The sequence below is a fragment of the Salinivibrio sp. IB282 genome (assembly GCF_001995685.1).
GTDB lineage: Bacteria > Pseudomonadota > Gammaproteobacteria > Enterobacterales > Vibrionaceae > Salinivibrio > Salinivibrio kushneri.
Genome location: NZ_MUET01000030.1, coordinates 1 through 19,577, shown reverse-complemented (window position 1 = coordinate 19,577; position 19,577 = coordinate 1). Strand labels below are relative to the sequence as shown.

The 19,577-nt window shown below is 49.5% G+C and carries 21 protein-coding genes and 3 tRNA genes; 7 read left to right on the top strand and 17 right to left on the bottom strand.

Translation table 11 applies throughout. From position 1 onward, the window contains the following. Positions 1-44: 44 nt before the first annotated feature. Positions 45-740, top strand: coding sequence for a 7-cyano-7-deazaguanine synthase QueC (queC, locus tag BZG14_RS08070; RefSeq protein ID WP_077485265.1), 696 nt, complete (start codon positions 45-47; stop codon positions 738-740). Between the two features lie 82 nt (positions 741-822). On the opposite strand, the gene BZG14_RS08065 is transcribed toward queC, so the two are convergent. Beyond that, positions 823-3,972 (bottom strand): multidrug efflux RND transporter permease subunit, encoded by a 3,150-nt coding sequence (locus BZG14_RS08065; RefSeq protein ID WP_077608465.1) that lies wholly within the window; start codon positions 3,970-3,972, stop codon positions 823-825. Then, a complete protein-coding gene (locus BZG14_RS08060) occupies positions 3,972-5,093 on the bottom strand; it encodes an efflux RND transporter periplasmic adaptor subunit (protein WP_077608464.1) in 1,122 nt (373 codons plus the stop codon). Before BZG14_RS08060 ends, BZG14_RS08065 begins: the two co-directional genes overlap by 1 nt. Before the next feature lie 285 nt (positions 5,094-5,378). On the opposite strand from BZG14_RS08060, the gene BZG14_RS08055 reads away from it, so the two are divergent. From BZG14_RS08055 to BZG14_RS08045, 3 genes are all read left to right on the top strand, one after another. Then, positions 5,379-5,463, top strand: a tRNA-Tyr gene (locus tag BZG14_RS08055). 22 nt (positions 5,464-5,485) lie between these two features. Further along, positions 5,486-5,570 (top strand) — tRNA-Tyr (locus BZG14_RS08050). Between the two features lie 19 nt (positions 5,571-5,589). Then, a tRNA-Tyr gene (locus BZG14_RS08045) sits at positions 5,590-5,674 on the top strand. A gap of 56 nt (positions 5,675-5,730) precedes the next feature. On the opposite strand, the gene BZG14_RS08040 is transcribed toward BZG14_RS08045, so the two are convergent. Further along, complete coding sequence (locus BZG14_RS08040) at positions 5,731-6,708, bottom strand: glutathione S-transferase family protein (protein ID WP_077485275.1); 978 nt, start codon at positions 6,706-6,708, stop codon at positions 5,731-5,733. A 211-nt stretch (positions 6,709-6,919) separates the two neighbouring features. On the opposite strand from BZG14_RS08040, the gene BZG14_RS08035 reads away from it, so the two are divergent. Then, entirely contained in the window at positions 6,920-7,273 is a 354-nt protein-coding gene (locus BZG14_RS08035; RefSeq protein ID WP_069361029.1) for a DUF4168 domain-containing protein, read from the top strand. A gap of 48 nt (positions 7,274-7,321) precedes the next feature. Here BZG14_RS08035 and arsJ read toward each other — a convergent pair whose 3' ends face one another. From arsJ to BZG14_RS07980, 11 genes are all read right to left on the bottom strand, one after another. Beyond that, a complete protein-coding gene (gene arsJ, locus BZG14_RS08030; protein ID WP_077608463.1) occupies positions 7,322-8,545 on the bottom strand; it encodes an organoarsenical effux MFS transporter ArsJ in 1,224 nt (407 codons plus the stop codon). A gap of 81 nt (positions 8,546-8,626) precedes the next feature. Continuing rightward, positions 8,627-9,634, bottom strand: coding sequence for an ArsJ-associated glyceraldehyde-3-phosphate dehydrogenase (locus BZG14_RS08025; protein WP_077485280.1), 1,008 nt, complete (start codon positions 9,632-9,634; stop codon positions 8,627-8,629). Positions 9,635-9,645: 11 nt separating this feature from the next. Further along, complete coding sequence (locus BZG14_RS08020) at positions 9,646-9,987, bottom strand: metalloregulator ArsR/SmtB family transcription factor (protein WP_021024015.1); 342 nt, start codon at positions 9,985-9,987, stop codon at positions 9,646-9,648. Between the two features lie 177 nt (positions 9,988-10,164). Continuing rightward, the gene (locus BZG14_RS08015; RefSeq protein WP_077608462.1) at positions 10,165-10,398 is read right to left on the bottom strand and encodes a thioredoxin family protein; all 234 of its coding nucleotides are present in this window, start codon (positions 10,396-10,398) and stop codon (positions 10,165-10,167) included. Positions 10,399-10,407: 9 nt separating this feature from the next. Then, the gene (locus BZG14_RS08010; protein WP_077608461.1) at positions 10,408-11,409 is read right to left on the bottom strand and encodes a permease; all 1,002 of its coding nucleotides are present in this window, start codon (positions 11,407-11,409) and stop codon (positions 10,408-10,410) included. A gap of 101 nt (positions 11,410-11,510) precedes the next feature. Beyond that, positions 11,511-12,074 (bottom strand): sigma-70 family RNA polymerase sigma factor, encoded by a 564-nt coding sequence (locus BZG14_RS08005; protein WP_077608460.1) that lies wholly within the window; start codon positions 12,072-12,074, stop codon positions 11,511-11,513. Then, positions 12,067-13,125 (bottom strand): ACR3 family arsenite efflux transporter, encoded by a 1,059-nt coding sequence (gene arsB, locus BZG14_RS08000; protein WP_077608459.1) that lies wholly within the window; start codon positions 13,123-13,125, stop codon positions 12,067-12,069. The genes BZG14_RS08005 and arsB overlap by 8 nt, the downstream gene beginning before the upstream one ends. A 15-nt stretch (positions 13,126-13,140) precedes the next feature. After that, positions 13,141-13,854, bottom strand: coding sequence for an arsenical resistance protein ArsH (gene arsH / locus BZG14_RS07995; protein WP_077608458.1), 714 nt, complete (start codon positions 13,852-13,854; stop codon positions 13,141-13,143). 1 nt (position 13,855) lies between these two features. Continuing rightward, positions 13,856-14,191 (bottom strand): metalloregulator ArsR/SmtB family transcription factor, encoded by a 336-nt coding sequence (locus BZG14_RS07990; RefSeq protein ID WP_077608457.1) that lies wholly within the window; start codon positions 14,189-14,191, stop codon positions 13,856-13,858. Between the two features lie 293 nt (positions 14,192-14,484). Further along, positions 14,485-14,784 (bottom strand): hypothetical protein, encoded by a 300-nt coding sequence (locus BZG14_RS15895; protein WP_241824638.1) that lies wholly within the window; start codon positions 14,782-14,784, stop codon positions 14,485-14,487. 270 nt (positions 14,785-15,054) lie between these two features. After that, positions 15,055-15,504: a helix-turn-helix domain-containing protein gene (locus BZG14_RS07980; RefSeq protein ID WP_198532033.1), complete on the bottom strand. Its 450-nt coding sequence runs from the start codon at positions 15,502-15,504 to the stop codon at positions 15,055-15,057. Between the two features lie 570 nt (positions 15,505-16,074). Here BZG14_RS07980 and BZG14_RS07975 point away from each other — a divergent pair. Next, the gene (locus BZG14_RS07975) at positions 16,075-16,275 is read left to right on the top strand and encodes a hypothetical protein (protein WP_046073639.1); all 201 of its coding nucleotides are present in this window, start codon (positions 16,075-16,077) and stop codon (positions 16,273-16,275) included. 118 nt (positions 16,276-16,393) lie between these two features. After that, complete coding sequence (xthA, locus tag BZG14_RS07970; RefSeq protein WP_077608455.1) at positions 16,394-17,197, top strand: exodeoxyribonuclease III; 804 nt, start codon at positions 16,394-16,396, stop codon at positions 17,195-17,197. 84 nt (positions 17,198-17,281) lie between these two features. Here the strand turns inward: xthA and BZG14_RS07965 are convergent, their stop codons facing one another. From BZG14_RS07965 to BZG14_RS07955, 3 genes are read right to left on the bottom strand one after another with little or no spacing between them, the layout of a single operon-like run. Next, complete coding sequence (locus BZG14_RS07965) at positions 17,282-17,959, bottom strand: ABC transporter permease (protein ID WP_069361035.1); 678 nt, start codon at positions 17,957-17,959, stop codon at positions 17,282-17,284. 6 nt (positions 17,960-17,965) lie between these two features. Then, a complete protein-coding gene (locus BZG14_RS07960; RefSeq protein WP_069361036.1) occupies positions 17,966-18,706 on the bottom strand; it encodes an ABC transporter permease in 741 nt (246 codons plus the stop codon). 38 nt (positions 18,707-18,744) lie between these two features. After that, on the bottom strand, positions 18,745-19,521 hold the full coding sequence (locus tag BZG14_RS07955; RefSeq protein WP_077608454.1) for an ABC transporter substrate-binding protein: 777 nt from the start codon (positions 19,519-19,521) through the stop codon (positions 18,745-18,747). Between the last annotated feature and the right edge of the window lie 56 nt (positions 19,522-19,577).

Genomic DNA, 19,577 nt, shown 5'->3' with positions numbered 1-19,577 from the left:
CTCTGTGTAACACTGGGTAAGTAGCACCGCCAAAGGACAAACCAATGAAAAAAGCCGTTGTGGTATTTAGCGGAGGACAGGATTCAACCACCTGTTTGATTCAAGCGCAAGCAGAGTACGACGAAGTGCATTGCCTCACTTTCGACTATAACCAGCGCCACAAGCAAGAAATTGATGTTGCTCGTGAGATTGCTGCAAACCGCAAAGTCAGTGCGCATAAGGTATTGGATGTTGGCTTACTCAATGAATTGGCGATTAGCTCGCTCACACGCGACAACATTCCTGTTTCCAATGCACTGAACGAGAACGGCCTGCCCAATTCCTTTGTGCCGGGACGTAATATCTTGTTTTTGACTTTAGCGGGTATCTACGCCTATCAAATTGGCGCTGAGGCTGTGATCACCGGTGTCTGCGAAACCGATTTTTCTGGCTATCCAGATTGTCGTAACGATTTTATTCAATCAATGCAGCAAGCCCTTGAGCGCGGCATGGACAGACAACTCGCCTTAGTGACGCCGCTGATGTGGCTGAATAAAGCCGAGACCTGGGCATTGGCCGATCAGTATCACGCTCTCGATTTTGTGCGCGACCACACCCTAACCTGTTATAACGGGATTAAAGGCACTGGCTGTGGCGAGTGTCCAGCCTGTCACTTGCGTCAGCGTGGCTTAGATGACTATCTGGCCAACCAAGCAGACGTACAAGCCGCACTGCAACGCAAACAAGCCGAAAACGCGTAACAGCGCGCATCCACTGGCAGCGACAAGCAATAAAAAACCGCCTCGCAATGAGGCGGTTTTTGTGTCGAGAGTCAACACATCGTTATTTGTGCGGCTCATCATGCGGATGGGTATCAAACTCACCATGACTGGTCCGATGCACGGTTTCTACCGCGAGCGCTTTATCCAACTGTTGCGCCACATACTCAGGCGAGTGAGTATGAATGGAGAGCAGACGATACATCGCCGGGATCACCAGCAAGGTAACAAAGGTCGCAAACGCCATACCGGTGAAGATCACCGTCCCAACCGCGATACGACTTTCCGCCCCCGCACCGGTTGACAAGATCAGCGGGATCATCCCTGCCAAAGTGGTAAACGCCGTCATCAAAATCGGTCGCAAGCGACGGACTGACGCATCGATAATCGCTTTTTCAAATGCAATACCACGATCACGCAATTGGTTGGCAAACTCCACGATTAAGATACCGTTTTTCGTCACCATCCCAATCAGCATGATCAAACCAATTTGGCTATAGATATTGATCCCTTGGTTGGTCAGCCACAAACCTAAAAAGCCACCTAGCATCCCCATGGGCACCGTCAACATCACTACCAAGGGGTTGATAAAGCTTTCAAATTGCGCCGCTAACACCAAGTACGATACCAAGAGGGCTAAACCAAACACCACCAGCACACTGGTTTGGTTGTCCCGAAAATCTTTCGACTCGCCCGAGTAGCCCACCGAGATATCAGCTGGCAGCGTCTCGGCCGCCGCGGAGTCGAGATAATCGAGTGCTTGGCCGAGCGTCACATCCTCACCTAAGTGCGCCGATAAGGTGATCGATTTTTGCTTGTTGGTATGGCTTAGACGCTGCGCAGAGGCGGTTTCTTCCACCGTGGTTACCGCATCCAGCGAGACCAATTGACCACTACGACTGCGCATATAGATACGACTCAGATCGCTCTTGCTGCTAAACGCATTTTCATCGCCGCGCRCATAAACATCGTATTCTTCACCGCGATCCACGTAGCTGGTCTGCGCGCGACCACCTAACATGACTTCCAAGGTGTCGGAGACGCCCCGTACCGAAATGCCAAGTTCAGACGCACGACGGCGGTCTACTTTGACGACTAGCTCAGGCGTATTTTGGCTGTAGTCATAGTCTGGGCTATCAATCATGCCCGCTTCACGACTCATTTCACCCAAGGTCTCAGCCCAGCGATGCAACTCAKGGTAGTCTGGGCCGCTGAGTACAAATTGCACCGGCTCAGAGCTTCGACCGCCAAAACCAGGGGCAAATGGGAAGACTTGCACATCTGGCACGCCATTCAGTACCTGACGCACTTCCCCGAGAATGGCTTGTGCTGAACGGTCGCGCTCATCCCAATCCGGTAAAAGCATGATCACAAAGCCGGTTTGATCGCCGGCACGACCACCAAACGCGGGCGTCTGCAAGCTCACCGAACTCAGGGTGCCCGCTTCCACCAGTGGCATTAAGCGCTGTTCAATTTGCTCAATGTTGCCCACCATGCGGTTATAAGCCGTCCCTTCAGCGCCTTTCACAAAGGCTAACAGTACACCACGGTCTTCTTGCGGCACCAACTGAGACGGTAAAGATTGCATTAACGCCCCACTGCCACCAAGGCAAAGTAGGATTACTACTGGGGCCATCCAACGCCAGCGCAGCACCTGCACTAAAGCGCGCCGATAATAGCTTTCAAGCCGCTCAAACCCACGTGTCACAATGCGGTTGACCGGACTGGATGACACATTTAAGCGCAGTAACTTACTGCCCAGCACGGGCGTCAGCGTCAGAGCAATCAAGGATGAACACAACACGGTCACGGCCAGCATCACCGCAAATTCTGTGAATAGCTTGCCTATCATGCCGTCCATATAGGTAATGGGTAAGAACACCATCACCAGCACCGCCGTGGTCGCAATCACCGCAAAGCCAACTTCTCGCGCCCCGCGGTACGCGGCCACCAAGGGTTTATCGCCTTGCTGTAAATGATGGAAGATATTTTCGACCACCACGATGGCATCATCCACCACTAACCCAATCGCTAAGATCAGCGCCATTAAGGTAAGAAGATTAATCGAGAACCCCAATGCTGAGGCAACRATAAAGGCCGAAATCRATGACACAGGCACGGTCACCGCGGGAATCAGTGTCGCACGCGCTTGGCCGATAAAGATATACAATACCAGCACCACCAACGCACCAGTAATAAAGAGCGTGCTGTACACTTCCTCTATCGATCGCTCGATAAATATGGTGGTGTCATAATCGACCCACAGACGCGTGCCTTCAGGGAGAAACGCCTGCATATCATCCACGAGCTTATGGGCACGATCAGAGATATCAAGCGGATTGGCATCGGATTGTGGGATCAAGGCCAAACTCAGGTTGTTGATACCATTGTTTTTATAGGTCGCATCTTCATTGCGTGAACCAATCGCCACGTCCGCCACGTCCGACAAATAAATCGCGGTGCCATCAGCTGTGGTTCGTATCACCAGCTGTTTAAAATCTTCCGCATCACGATACAAACGATCGCTACGCACCGGCATGGTCATCACGTCATTGCGGATTTCCCCGCCCGGGCTTTCTAGGTTTTCCTCCCGCAATGCATCGAGAATATCTTGGGTCGTGACGCCATGTCCTGCCATCTGCGTCGGATCCAGTTTTACATACATCACTTTATACAGCGCACCGTATAAATCGACCGAGCTTACGCCGGAGATCAAACTGAACCTATCTTCCAGGGTGCGCTGGGCGTATTCAGTGAGCTGGTTGCGATCCATTTCCGATGAGGCAAGATTAATGTATATCGCGGCCTCACCGGTGCCGTTATCTTTATACACAATCGGATCATTGGCATCATCGGGCAGTCCACCTTGCGCACGCGCCACCGCATCGCGCACATCACTCACGCCTTCAGTCAGTGGATGATCGAGGTTAAATTCCACCGTGATACGCGATGAGCCATTACGACTGACTGACGTAATTTCATCAATACCGCTAATGCCGGACAGCTCATCTTCAATCAACTGTGTGACTTGGCTTTCCATAATGCTTGCCGACGCGCCCGAATATCCGGTGTAAATACTCACCACAGGGCTATCAATATCCGGCATCTCACGCACAGAGAGCGTCGAAAAAGACACAGCACCAAACACACATAGCAGTAAACTCAAAACCACCGCCATCACCGGCCGCTTCACCGACACATCAGATAACCACATTAGCTGGCCTCCGTCTCAGATGCGGTCTCATCGACACGGCTTTGATCATCAGCTTGATGTTTAGGCGCTTCTGCATTTAACACTGATACTTGTGCGCCATCGCGCATGTTCACCAAGCCTTGTATGACGATGTTTTGCCCCGGTTCAAGTCCTTTACTCACTACCACTTGGTTATCAATGCGTGCACCGAGGGTAATTTCGGTACGATGGGCGATACCTTCATCATCAACACGAAACACATAGCGACGGGTGCCGGAATACTGCAGCGCTTGCACCGGGACAATCACCGCTTGCTGTTGTGGTAAGGCCAATTTTGCTTCCATCAGCATACCAGGTTGCAGTTGGCTTTCAGGGTTATCCAACGCGACCCGGACACCGACAGATAATGCGTCTTGGTTGATACGCGAATCCACGACCCGAATCTCACCATTGAACGTTTTGTCCGGCCAAGCTTGGGAGGTCACTGCCACCGGCATATCAGGATATAAGCGGCTGAAATACTGCTCTGGGACTTGAATATCCAGATTCATACGCGACAGATTATCGAGACTGAACAAGGTTTCACCGATGTCCACACGCTGACCGACGCTAAGATCAAACAAACCGATACGCCCGGAAAATGGCGCGGTTAGGCGATGATCATCTAAATCAGATTGCGCCGACTGCAGACGGGCTTGGGCAATGTTGACGCTGGCTTGTTGTGCTTCCAACTCGGTTTGCGTCAATGCTCCGCGCTGCGCCAACTTATTGTATTCTTTAAGTTTACGCATCTCATCATTCAGATAGGCCGACGCTTCCAACACAGCCGCTTGGGCTTTAGCACGGTTAAATGTCACCAAAGGTGCGCCCTTTTCAACCGTTTCCCCCGGCTGCACATGGACGGTTTCAATCCGTGCCGACACTTCCGATTCAATACTGATCTGTTGATGAGCTTTGACGTTTCCCACTAACGACAGAGACGGTGAAACAGACTGGGTTTCTACCGGTGCGGTCATCACATCCACAGAGCGAGCGCCTGGTGGTGGCGCAGAGGCTTCCTCGTTCGAGGGCTGTATACCTTCCCACTGCCAGAACGCAACGCCGGCCAACATCACGGCGCCCAGTAGCATTCCTTTTTTCATTGCATCACACCTTATTATTTGAATAGCACCAGTGTACTGATCTACTTTTTTTTGTCCTTAAAGAATTGTAAAGACGTTGTTTTTGCTCGGTATTACATCCAAATTCGAGATTTTGCCACATAGCACTCAGACTATGTAAATGAAGGCAGGTTTCAAAAAGCGATAAAAACAACGCTTATCGCTGATTTTGGACGCAAGACGTTGAAAAAAACACCAACCGCATTCTGAGATTGAGAAAACCCTTTACAGCTCCAATCGGTTTGGTAAGATTCGCCCCAATCGCGTGGTGGAGTTCCCGAGCGGTCAAAGGGATCAGACTGTAAATCTGACGGCTCAGCCTTCGAAGGTTCGAATCCTTCCTCCACCACCAACTTTACAAAGCAAGACTCCGTGGTGGAGTTCCCGAGCGGTCAAAGGGATCAGACTGTAAATCTGACGGCTCAGCCTTCGAAGGTTCGAATCCTTCCTCCACCACCACTTTACAAAGTAAGACTCCGGTGGAGTTCCCGAGCGGTCAAAGGGATCAGACTGTAAATCTGACGGCTCAGCCTTCGAAGGTTCGAATCCTTCCTCCACCACCATCTTTAAGGGCCAGCATCTGCTGGCCCTTTTTCGTTGTTTTTTGTCAACGGCTCAATCACTTGCCACGAGAGCTGACTGATGCACGCCCATGCGGCGACCACAAATCTTGCTCTGGCCCTTTAGGCACAATGCGTGTCGGATTAATGTTGCCGTGACTGTAATAGTAATGGGTTTTGATATGATGCATATCGACCGTCTCGGCCACGCCTGGCACCTGAAACAACTCTTTCATATAACAGAACAAGTTGCAGTAATCGACAATACGTTGTTTGTTACATTTAAAGTGACCCACGTACACAGGATCAAAGCGAATTAACGTTGTGAACAGCCGCCAGTCTGCTTCTGTGATCTGATTGCCGGCCAGATAGCGGTTGCGACTCAGATGGTCGTCCAATACCGTCAATGCACTGAATAGCTGATCAAAGGCGTCTTCATAAGCCGCTTGTTCGGTGGCAAAGCCACATTTATACACGCCGTTGTTCACGTTGGGGTAAACAAATTCATTCCACTGATCAACCGCTGCACGCAGGTTTTCTGGGTAATAATCGTCATGATTACCCGTAATATCATTAAACGCCGAATTAAACATCCGAATGATATCGGCTGATTCATTACTGACAATGGTCTGGGTTTGCTTATCCCATAAAATCGGCACAGTGACCCGACCCGTGTAGTCAGGCTTGGCTTTGGTGTACAACTGGTGCGCGTAGTCAAAGCCATATAAGGGCTCTGGCTCTGAGAATGTCCAGCCATGCTCTAACATTTCAGGTGCCACCACGGTGACATCAATATGAGGCTCAAGCCCTTTTAAATGACGCATAATCAGAGTCCGATGCGCCCACGGACAAGCAAGAGACACATACAGATGATAGCGGCCTGATTCAGCGTTAAAGCCCGCATCGCCACTGGGTCCAGCTTGGCCATCGGCGGTCACCCAATGACGAAAACCCGCGTCTTCACGGACAAATCGCCCTCCCGAAGACTTGGTGTCATACCACACATCATGCCAAATACCGTCTATCAGTTTTCCCATACGTCCTCCTCTCTCTACGCTATACAGTATAAGGAGTGCGCGAGGGAAAGTCGGCAGAGCAACTTGTTGGAGTTATTCGAAAAAACTGAGCAATCCTTACAGCATCAACAATGTCATGATCTTGTGAGAATTTGTCTGATTGCTTATTCGCGTTTGACCGTCACTCTCCATCTCTTTTAGGGTGACCGTGATGAATAAAAGGAGAGTATTAATGAAACGTTTATTAGCGACCCTATCTTTTGCGTTTGTTGTTGCAGCCAGTCTGCCAAGTTTTGCTGCCAACGAAACAAACGAACTGTCAGCGGATCAGCTGACCGACCAAGTGATAAGCAGCTATGCAGAGGCCGCTGAACARGTGGTTTCAATGTCTAAAGACTATCAAAGTAAGCTCGAGAGCATTCGTAGTGAAGAAAAAGCGAAAGCGCTAATGGCACAGACGCAGAAAGAAATGGCGCAAGCGATTGAAGCAACGGGCCTGACGATAGAAGAATATAACGCTGTTTTTCGTCAAGCACGTGAAGATAAAGAGCTGCAGAAGAAAATTAGCAACATGCTTAATGAGTAGCCGTAGTTTGAAACAGGGGTAAGCATATGCATGCTTGCCCCTATTGGTTTAAGTGTGGGCTATCACGGCCKGCGTTTTGGGTAACCACAGCGAAATCACCGTCGTGATGAACAAGAAGGCGAACGAGACCCACAAACAGGCTGCTAGCCCCCACACTTGGAAAATCCAACCGGATAACACGGTGCCAATTAAGCGTCCCATGGCGTTCGCCATATAATAGAACCCCACATCCAGTGACACACCGTCACCTTTGGCGTAGCTGACGATCAGGTAGGAATGCAGTGAAGAGTTAATCGCAAATATCGCCCCAAACACCATGAGTCCAACGATAATCACCCCTTGCGGATACCACTGTTCGCCAATTGCATAAGCAATGATGCCGGTCACCACGGCCAATAAACCTGCCCAACCTAATGCCGCTTTACCACCCGGCGAATGGCCAGCTTGGCGCCCAGTCATTTTCGGGGCAATCCCTTGCACCACGCCGTAAGCAATCACCCATAGCGCAAGAAAGCCACCGACCATACTATGGCTCCAGCCGAATGTGTTGCCTAAATAAATCGGTAAGGCGACGACAAACCACACGTCTCGCGCACCAAAGAGAAACATGCGTGCCGCTGAGAGGATATTGACGCTGCGCGACTTGGAAAATATTTCTGAAAACTCAGGCTTACTTTTAGCTTTACCTAAATCCGCTTTTAGTGACACCACACTGCCAATAAAGACCACAGTCAGCACACCGGCCATGGCTGCCACCGCGTATTGAAAGCCAATGAGAGACAGCAGTGCGCCACCGACAAAAAAGCCTGCCCCTTTGAGCGCGTTCTTAGAGCCGGTGAGGATCGCAATCCACTTAAACAGCGCACCCTGTGCATTATCGGGCACCAGGGTTTTGATCGCACTTTTCGCACTCATTTTATTGAGATCTTTCGCAATCCCAGATAGCGCTTGTGCCGCCATCACCCAGGGGATGGTGAGCCACGCCGCGGGTACCGCCAGCATAGTAAGCGCCACAATTTGCATGCCTAGGCCAATATTCATGGTGCGGTTAAGCCCTAATCGAGCCCCTAACCAGCCGCCGACAAGGTTGGTCACTACCCCAAAGAATTCGTAAAACAAAAATAACGAGGCAATTTCTAAGGTGCCGTAGCCTAAGTCATAAAAGTACAGCACCACCAACATCCGCAGGGCACCGTCGGTGATAGTGAAGTTCCAATAGTTAAAGGTAACCAGCATGTACTGGCGCACAGATTGGCTTAATTGAGCAAACATAGTGGCCGTCTATTTAGGTTTGATAAAAGCGGTAAATAAAGGCGATGCACTGCATGCACCGCCAGCGTTACAAAGTATCACTTACTGATCGACAAGACCGACGTTGCGCACCAACTCAGCGGTACGCGTGGCATAACCCATTTCGTTGTCATACCACGCATAGATTTTGACCATACGCTTGCCCACTACCATGGTGGATAAACCATCGACAATAGTAGAGCGCTGATCGCCACGGTAATCAATCGAGACTAAAGGACGCGCCTCAAAGCCAAGAATGCCTTTAAGCTCGCCGTCCGCGGCCTCTTGCAACAGTGCATTCACCTCGTCGGCGGTGGTATCGGTTTCCACATCAAAAATCACATCCGTCAGTGACGCATTGGCGAGCGGGACACGCACTGCATGGCCATTAATCTTGCCTTTTAGATCCGGGAAAATTTCCACAATGGCCGTTGCTGATCCTGTGGTGGTCGGGATCAAGCTCATGCCGCACGCACGGGCGCGACGTAAGTCTTTATGCGGCGCGTCTAAAATCGTTTGGGTATTGGTTAAATCATGAATGGTGGTGAAGGTTGACTGCGCAATTCCCAGTTTTTCATGGATCACTTTCACAATCGGTGCCAGGCAGTTCGTGGTACACGACGCCGCAGTAACAATTCGATGTTTGCTCGGATCAAAAATCGCGTCATTGACGCCCACTACGATATTCGCCACACGCTCATCTTTGACCGGTGCAGAGACCACTACGCGCTTCACGCCTTGGTCCAAGTACTGTTGCAGCAAATCCGCGTCACGGTGTTTTCCCGTTGCTTCAATCACCACATCGCAGCCTGACCAGTCGACTGCATCAATCGCTTTTTCTTGGCTTGTCGTCAGTGTCTTGCCGTTAATCTGCACGCGGTTGCCTTCTGCACTCACCGCGTGATGCCAACGCCCTTGTACCGAATCAAACTCCAGCAAATGCGCCAGCGTTTCAGTATCTCCCGCCACATCGTTAATATGCACAAACTCGAGCTCTGGCCAATCAAATGCTGCCCGCAGTGCTAAGCGACCGATACGGCCAAACCCATTGATCCCGACTTTAATTGTCATTACTCTCTCCTTTACACGCAGCAGGTGGGGCGTGACGCCATCTTGGCAAGCCGCGTGATATCTTCTTGATAAGTGTCTTTTAGGCAGTTGGAATCAACTAACCCCTGAATTTGTTTGCGCATCCAGCCCGGTAAATCAGCGGCTAAGCGATAAAACACCCATTGCCCTTGGCGCGTATCAACCAACACCCCACTGGCCCGCAGTTGTGCCAAGTGGCGTGAGATCTTAGGCTGTGAGGTGTCCAGCGCTTCGGTGAGCTCGCACACACATAACTGCCCTTCACGAGCAATGAGCAGCAAACATCGCACGCGCGTTTCATCCGCTAACAATTTGAAAAACTGGTGAGGCAACATAGGCTCTCTCATTACGCTTTATTAAATGCACATATGGATATACGTATATTATAATTCACGCGCAGAAATGCAAGCACCGAGGAAAGCTGTTATAAAAACTTCACAGTTTTTGTGGATCAATAAAAAGCAGCCCATTAGACTGCTTGAGTACCTTAAAACGCGTTAGTCTTCCATTGACTAGATAAGCCATTGTTTAATGGTATCGTCACTGGGTACGCCACCTGCGTGTATGACTTGCTCATCCATCACTACCGCCGGTGTCGACATCACGCGATAAGCCATCATGGTTTCAAGATCGGTGATTTTTTCAACTGAAACGTCGACGCTCTGGTCTGCCGCAATCGCTTCGATCTTTTCCGCTGTATGGGTGCAATTGGCACAGCCTGATCCAAGAACTTTAAATTGTTTCATTGTTTTCTCCTAAAATTGCCAAAAAGGTAAATTAAATACCCATCCTGTAACCGTGAACCCGGTCAGTAAAAGAGCAAACAGGATCGCGAGTAAGCGCCACTGCATCACCTGCTTTAACATCACAAACTCAGGGACACTGGCCGCAACAGTGCTCATACAAAACGCCAGGGTCGTTCCCAGCGGCAAGCCGTTGCGTAGTAAGCTTTCCATGATTGGGATAACGCCTGTCGCATTCGAGTACAGTGGGATCCCGATAAAGACAGAGGCAGGTACCGACCACCATTGTCCGGCCCCTAAATGGGATTCGATCCAGCCATCAGGCACAAAGCCATGCAATGCGGCACCAATGCCCACACCAATAAACACCCATTTCCAAATGCGGCTAACAATGTCTTTCATTTCTTGCTTAGCAAATTGATGGCGAGCATTCAGCGTTATCTCCGATGTGTTAGAGGGCTGAGTATGCGTCGAAGTGTCAGGTTTTGCTTGCGCCTTTTCCATCGCATTAGCCGCAAATGGCTGTAACCAGCGCTGCGCGCCGATGGCATCTAAAAAACAGCCACTAACGATGCCAATAGTGATCCCCAATGCGACATATGCAAGCGTAAACTCCCATCCCAGAAGACTAAATAAAAGCAAGATGGCCACTTCGTTAATTAATGGTGAAGTAATTAAAAAGGCCATAGTGATGCCAAGCGGGATCCCTGCGGAGGTAAAGCCAAGAAAAACAGGAATGCTCGAACATGAACAAAAGGGTGTTATGGCGCCGAAAAAGCTTCCCGAGGCATAACCGAAGAAACGCTTTTTACCGGCTAAATAGTCACGGACGCGCTCAACATTGAGCGACGCGCGCAAAAGCGCAATGAGATAAATCATCACGATCAATAGAGCGAGGATTTTGGTGGTGTCTTCAATAAAAAAGTGAATCGCCTCACCCAGTCGAGTATCTGGTGATAGCCCAATGAGTTGATAAACGAGCCAATCGGCAAAATAGGTAAAGACTTCAAACATAATGCGTCCTCTTATCGCTTGTTAGCGCGCCGGTGGTTTGAAGGTCATCAGCGCTCGTTATGGATAAGACGGACAAGGGCTAAAAAGGATGCAAAAAAAAATCAGTCTGAATCTCGCAAGTGGCAACATACCCGATTGTGATCATCAAACTGAATATTACACTGTACCAGCAGTATCTCACGTAAGTGCTGTCGCGCACGCTGAATACGTGATTTAACAGCTGGCAGTGAAAGTTGATGAGCATCGGCATAATCACGCTGAGTGACGCCGCCGAGATCACATTGCTCTATCACATCACGTTGATCGTCTGGTAAGCGCCGCAACGCTTTGGGTAAACACGCCATGAGTCCAGTAATAGCTGGCGGCGCATCGTAGCTCTCGGGAAGTGGTTCAGGATCCGCAACAAGTAATGTTTTACTTTGTTTTCTATATCTGTCGATCAACAGATGATGGGCGGTGCGATACAACCAGGCGCGCGGCTGTTGCACCGCGCAAAAGTGCTCATTTTGTTGCAATGCCTTGAGGAAGGTTTCCTGTAATACATCCGCACTCAACACGTCATCATGCGTTTGTTTAATCAGCCAGCGATAGAGCAACGACTCATAATCACGCCATGCTTCAAGCAAGCATGGCGTCGTAGACGTTGAAGACAACTGACTAGTCATAGCGCCGTTTCATTCTTAGCGCTACATTCACCAAGGCAATCAACACCGGCACTTCCACCAGCGGCCCAATCACTCCTGCAAAGGCTTGATCAGAGTGAATGCCAAACACCGCTATTGCCACCGCAATCGCCAATTCAAAGTTATTACCGGATGAGGTAAACGCAATTGACGCGTTTCGGTCATACGGGATCCCCAGTTTTTTGCCCACAAAGAAGCTAATAAAGAACATCAACACAAAGTAGCTTACTAGCGGCACGGCAATGCGTAACACATCGAGCGGTAAGGCAATAATCGCCTCCCCTTTTAGGCTAAACATCAACACAATGGTCGCCAACAAAGCGATTAACGTTATCGGGGAAATACGTGGCAAAAAGACGTCTTCGTACCATTGTTCACCTTTTTTAGCGACCAGCACGGTACGTGATAGATAGCCCGCCAAAAAAGGGATACCCAGATAGATCAGCACACTTTGCGCGATGTCCCCCATGGTGACATCCACCACATAGCTTTGTAACCCCAGCATAGGAGGWAAAACGGTGATAAATAGCCATGCCATCACACTGTAGGTCAGGATCTGAAATAAGCTATTCAGTGCCACTAGGGCTGCGCCATACTCTTTATTGCCACCACTGATGTCGTTCCACACCAAGACCATGGCAATACAGCGTGCTAAGCCAATTAGTATCACTCCTGCCATGTAGCCTGGCTCATCACGTAAAAACAGCACCGCCAGCGCGAACATAAGAATGGGACCCACGACCCAGTTCATGATCAGCGACAGCGTGATGGCTTTTTTGTCGCGCGTGACCGAACCCAATAAACGATAATTCACTTTTGCCAGTGGCGGATACATCATTAAGATCAAGCCAATCGCCAGCGGCACATTGGTGCTCCCGACCGATAAGCGTTCACTGATGGTCGCAACGTCGGGAAAAAGCCACCCCACACTCACCCCAATGGCCATGGCGAGGAAAATCCACACGGTTAAATACCGATCGAGCCATCCCATTTTTTGGGCGGCCGACGGCGCACAGGTTTCAGATTGAGTCATCGCGATATTTCCTTTTTATATCTGACGTTGATTGACACGTGCTGATAGTTCATCGGCACTCTCAACGCGCTCAGAGTAGCGATCAACGAGATAGTCTTTGTTGTCACGAAGTAAGAGCGTAAATTTCATAAGCTCTTCCACCACATCAACAATGCGTTGATAAAAAGGCGATGGCAGCATCCGGCCTTGTTCATCAAACTCTAAATAGGCTTTGGGCACCGATGATTGGTTCGGAATGGTAAACATACGCATCCAGCGGCCGAGAACACGGAGCTGATTAACCGTATTGAATGATTGAGAGCCCCCACATACTTGCATCACTGCGAGCACTTTGCCTTGGGTTGGCCTCACGGCCCCAAGACTTAAAGGCACCCAATCGATTTGGCTTTTCATGATACTGGTGATCGAACCGTGGCGTTCAGGCGAACACCAAACCTGCCCTTCAGACCACATCATCAGCTCGCGCAACTCCGCCACTTTCTCATGTGAAGGATCAACACTATCGGCCGCGGGTAAGCCACTAGGATCATAAATCCGCGCCTCGGCCCCCATCGCAGTCAGCAGACGCGCAGCCTCTTCTACTACCAGTCGGCTGTATGAACGCGCCCGCAAGGAACCATATAGCAACAAGATACGAGGGCGGTGGCTCGATGACTGCACCGCAAACTTATCAGCCGACGGAATATCAAACGCATCGGCCGTGATATTTGGGAGTTCGTTATCATTCATATTATTGGTTTTCCTCACAACAAGTCTGGTTTAAGGCCGTTGGTTCAACAGGTGGCAACATGGCAGGATTGTGTTTTACCGTGGTCAGTAAAATACCGCGCATCCACTCCGGTAAAGCTGGATGCAACCGGTAATAGACCCACTTACCGCGACGCTCTCCTATCACAAAATCATGTTTACGTAGCTCCGCCAAATGTCGAGAAATCTTGGGTTGACTCAGGGCTAACGCCTCCATCAAATCGCATACGCATAACTCACCATGCTGCGAGAGTAGCAATAGGGAGGTCAGCCGAGTGGGCTCGGATAAAGCTTTGTAAAAAGTGAGTGTGTGACACATCTGCATTTTCTCTTTATCAACACATACGATAAATCATATATATGAAAAAACATATGTCAATTAAAATACTGAGCCATGGTAACCATATAAAAATAATAGCTTCGTCAAATTTTTGATTATTTGCTCATGAAAAAGTGAACGCGAATTCAACCGCGAAGTACAACACCCTCGTTTGCAGCTTGGCATAACTTTTTAAAGACAACTCGGCTTTACCAAACAACCTTCGCTGAGCGTTGCGTGGTAGGTATAACGCTAGGCAAGCACTAACGCTTAATATTGATGTGCGAACTCGACTAAAGCATACAGCTAAAGCTTCTTAGCTTTGAGACAAAGCTAGGTAGTTTTTGCCGTTGCAAACAGGCTAAAAAGTCATCTGAAGTCATGGGAGGGCTCTTCAGGCCATGCCTTTGTTGTTGAGCAGCCTTAACGCAAGCGCTGCTATCTAATTCAAACATGTCGCATAGGAATTCGTCTGGATGGATGGCAGATAAACCAAGTGGATCAAGTGCCTCTGAAGGGAAGTCTTTTAAATTGAAGGTGATGATAGACTCTGCTTGCCCTTTTAATGGCAGCGGCAACAACATGTCTATCATCTACATCTGGTAAGGTTAAACCGTCTACCAATGGCTCATATCCTTCAATCAAGCAATCAGGAACATGCGCATTCATCAGCTGCTTGGTTCTCTCTAATCGTTCTGGGTCGACATCTGGATTGTTTCTGCGGAGATTTCTGATCCATTCATCATGTATTTGTTCTGTCCATCGTGCTCTAAATAACCCCGTGTTGGACAAATACATGAGATAGCTGCGAAGTGGCGCGGGGTACATAACACATGCGTCTAAAATTACCGTATAGGATGTCATCAAYACCCCATATCCATTTCTTGATCTAACGCTGATAGTTCAGCAAGTGCTGCTAGCCGTTTCTCTTCTAAGCGATTCTTATACGCCATCAAATCGGCATAGGCCACCTTCCTGCGGTTACCTGTACGACTATATGGGATCTCATTAGCATCAAGCAGCTTGATAAATGTCGGACGAGACATATTGAGCATGTCAGCCCCTTCTTGCGTGGTCAGCTCAGCATGAATAGGGGTAATACTCACCGAATTACCATGGCCTAATTGCGTCAGCACCTCAATCATCATGTTTAGTGCACTTGATGGAATAGTGACTTCATGACTCTGACCAGACTTATCGACGACATGAATTTTTTGCGCTTCACCATTGGTTTCTATAACGGCTGATAACGCTTGGCTACTAAGCTTAGCCAGTGTGATTTCTTCGGCACTTGGCAGTGTTGTCATATTCATCGTATTTTTCTCGGCTTTGATTTCAGGCGGTATAAGCCTATGTACTGTTCAGTATCTGAAATATTCGAAAATCTGTAAACATTCGAAATTTTCGAAAGCCATTCAAACGCTCATTGCCGATAGAGTCGAACACGAAACATAAAGGCACCGGGTTTCTAAAAAGCCCTTTACATCCGCATAAAATACTGTAGTGTAGCCGAAGCTCTTAGATACGGAGCATCAAAAGACATCAAGTCAAAGTCGAGACAGACCACGCTATTTCCCGCATAGACTCTCTGCAGCAATCCACTTTCGCTTTTTTCCTAGATTGATAACCCGTTAACAACCCTTTTGCTATCACTCATTGGTGGGTATCACTGTATTGATGGTGATCGCTCATTCCAAAGGGACCGGCGCATTTGCGCGGTTCATGATGGATAACCACTGAGGGGGCAGAGCAATAATCATATAACTCATGGAGATAAAATATGGCCGCCACTAACGGCAGACTGCGTCACTGGTATCATTTACGCCGTACGCAAACACAAACGAAAACCGCTAACAACACAAACAAAACAGTAAGGAACGCCATTGATAGTTAATTTTTCACTCCCTAATCTTGCCAATTGGCAGGTCGCGATTCATCAATTTAATGGGGATATTATCCTCAAGCACTTGCTCCATCGCCTACCGACATTATCCCAACCGACGCTGCAGTTTGATCCCAGCACCGAGCTTGGCGCCATTTTTAGCCAAGGCGAATGCTTGGGTGAGTTTTCTCTCGCGCACTAACGCTTAGCGCATATCGCGCGCTTCCATAACCGGTAGAAATAGAGGCCGCCTTTCCGTTCATTGAACGAAGCTGGTAAAGTGTCTTGCTATTAACAAGACAACAAAGGCAGCCTCAAACGTGAAAATCATTTCATTCAATATCAATGGTATTCGTGCTCGTTTGCATCAATTGCAAGCCTTGATTGAAAAGCATCAACCTGACGTGATCGGGTTACAAGAAACCAAAGTTCATGACGACGCCTTCCCCCTTGCTGACGTCGAAGCCATGGGTTATGAAGTGCACTTTCATGGCCAAAAAGCCCATTATGGCGTGGCAATGCTGTGTAAGAAGTCCCCCATCAGCGTACAAAAAGGCTTTGCCACTGATGACGAGGAGGCTCAACGCCGGATGATCATGGCGACCTTTGAAGACGAACACGGCAAGCCGATCACTGTGCTCAATGGTTACTTCCCACAAGGGGAAAACCGCAGCCACGAAACTAAATTCCCCGCCAAGCGGAAGTTTTATCAAGACCTCATGACCTATTTAGCTGGCCGTGACCCGAGTGAACAGCTGGTGGTGATGGGCGATATCAATATCAGCCCGAAAGACGATGACATCGGTATTGGCGAGCAAAACGCCAAACGCTGGCTACGCACTGGCAAGTGCTCATTCTTGCCCGAAGAGCGTGAGTGGCTGGGCACCCTGATGGATTGGGGGTTTGTTGACACCTTCCGTGCCCTACATCCTAGCGTGAACGATCAGTTTTCGTGGTTCGACTACCGCTCTCGCGGCTTTGACGATAACCGCGGCCTGCGTATTGATGTGGTGTTAGCCACCCAAGTTCTGGCCAGCCGCTGTATTGAAGCGGGGATTGACTACGAACTGCGTGGGATTGAAAAGCCATCAGATCACGCACCGATTTGGGCGACCTTTAAGTAAGCCCCAAGGCACGCACTTTGGATAAAAAAACGCCGCAGATGATCAGGGGATCACTGCGGCGTTTATTATTTGAGATTAAGCCAATTAGCTAAGCGGCTTTAAATGGCGTAGGAAACGGCGCTCCGCTAAGCGGAACATCCAAAGGATGCTAAATGTCAGCGCCATATAGAACACACCCGCAGTCAAAAACGACTCGAACGGCGCATAATAGCGCGAGTTCACAATCCGAGCCGCACCGGTTAAATCGACAATGGTGATAATCCCTGCCACCGCTGAGCCGTGGAGCATAAACACCACTTCGTTACTGTACGCGGGCAACGCACGTCGCATCGCGCTCGGCAACACAATGCGCGAAAAAGCTTTGTAGGGGCTCATGCCATAAGCAATCGCCGCCTCGACTTCCCCTTTAGGAAGGCCATTGATGGCGCCACGGATGATTTCAGCGGTATAAGCGGCTGTGTTGAGCACAAAGGCTACCAAGGCGCAGAACCAAGCATGTTGCCACAAGGTATCTTCAACATTCACTACCTGACTTAAGCCGTAGTAAATCAAATACAGTTGAATCAACAGCGGCGTGCCACGGAAAAAGTAAATAAACGCCCATGCGGGATAGCGCCATAAAGGAAATTGCGCATTACGCGCCACCGCCACCGGCACCGCCACCACTAAGCCAATCACCAACGCAGAAGCCACCAACCACACGGTGGTCCAAAGGCCGTCTAAGTATATCGGCCAGGTTTCGAGTACAAGAGAAAAATCCATGGTCACCTACCGCGTGTGAATGCTAAAACGGCGCTCCATCCAGCGCAGTCCCGTGGTCGAGATGCTGGTAAAGAGCAAGAAAATCAGGGCAACGGTAAAGTAAAACGTAAAGGGCATCTGGGTTGAGCCGGCCGCCAGCGCCCCTTTTCGCACCATGTCATCAAGGCCAATGATTGATACCAGCGCGGTGGTTTTGAGCAGCACCAACCAATTGTTACCAAAGCCTGGCAGCGCATGTCGGATCATCTGCGGCAGCAGAATACGGCGGAATGCCAAACTGCTGCTCATGCCATAGGCACGTGCGGCTTCCATCTCTCCTGAATCCACCGCCATAATCGCGCCACGGAAGGTTTCCGCCATGTAAGCACCAAAGATAAACCCGATGGTTAGGATCCCGGCAATAAATGGGCTCACATCGATGTAATCGGGTAAATAAGATGTCCAGTCGTGATTGGGATCTTGACCGGCCATGTATTCGTTAAGCCACTCATTGATGCCATACAAACTGTTATTTAGCAGCATTTGCCCGCCGTAAAAAATCAGCATCATCAGCACCAGATCAGGGATCCCGCGTATCACTGTGGTATAGACGGTCGCTATCCCACGCAGCCAGCCAAATTTGGAGAGTTTCGCCAGTGCGCCCAGCATACCCAGTAGCATGGCAAGACCTAACGAGAGCAGCGCAACCTGAAGGGTCACCCATGCGCCTTCGAGCAGGGACCACTCGTAACCTTTCAAATCAATCATATGAATCGGGCAGCACTTTCATGCTGCCCGCCTGCCTATTACTCGCCATAAACGTCGTAGTCAAAGTACTTGGCAGCAATCTCGTCATACACGCCTTTTTCACGCAACGAATYGATCGCTTGGTTGAGCTTCTTGGTCAGTTCTTTGTCTTGCTTACGTGTCGCAATACCAAAGCCTTCACCAAACCACTCAGGGTCAGTGAGTGACGGGCCAATGAATGCAAACTCGTCACCCCCCTCTTTGTCGAGCAGCCCTTGTTGGAGTGCCGACGCATCGCCAAGGATTGATTCAATACGGCCTGCTTTTAGGTCCAGATAGGCTTCGTCAAAGGTGCCGTAACGAACGATATCCACCGAGTCACCATAGTTATCAGTCAGGTATTTATCGTGCGTCGTCGCACGTTGTACACCAATTTTAACGCCCTCTAAGCCCTCTTTGGTAAAGGTCAGATCCGTGCCTTTTTCGGCCACAAATTTATTAGGGATCAGCGCGTATTTGTTGGTGAAGTCAACTTTTCGCTTCCGCTCTTCGGTAATCGACATCGCAGCGATAATGGCATCGTATTTACGTGCCAGCAGCGATGGAATAATGCCATCCCAATCCTGCGCCACAATCTTACACTTTGCCTGCATCTCTTCGCAGAGTGCATTGGCCATATCGACATCAAAGCCTTTCAGCTCGCCTTCGTTAGTGGTCCAACTAAATGGAGGATACGCCCCTTCGATACCAAAACGTACGACCTTCCAATCCTTGGCTGCTACGGAGGTTGACCCAACCGCGGCCATTACAGCGGCGGCAACTAGCCATTTTTTCATCTTCCTGTCTCCTGTCGTTTTTACGATGTTGTCAGGGCATTGCCCTATTGCATGGT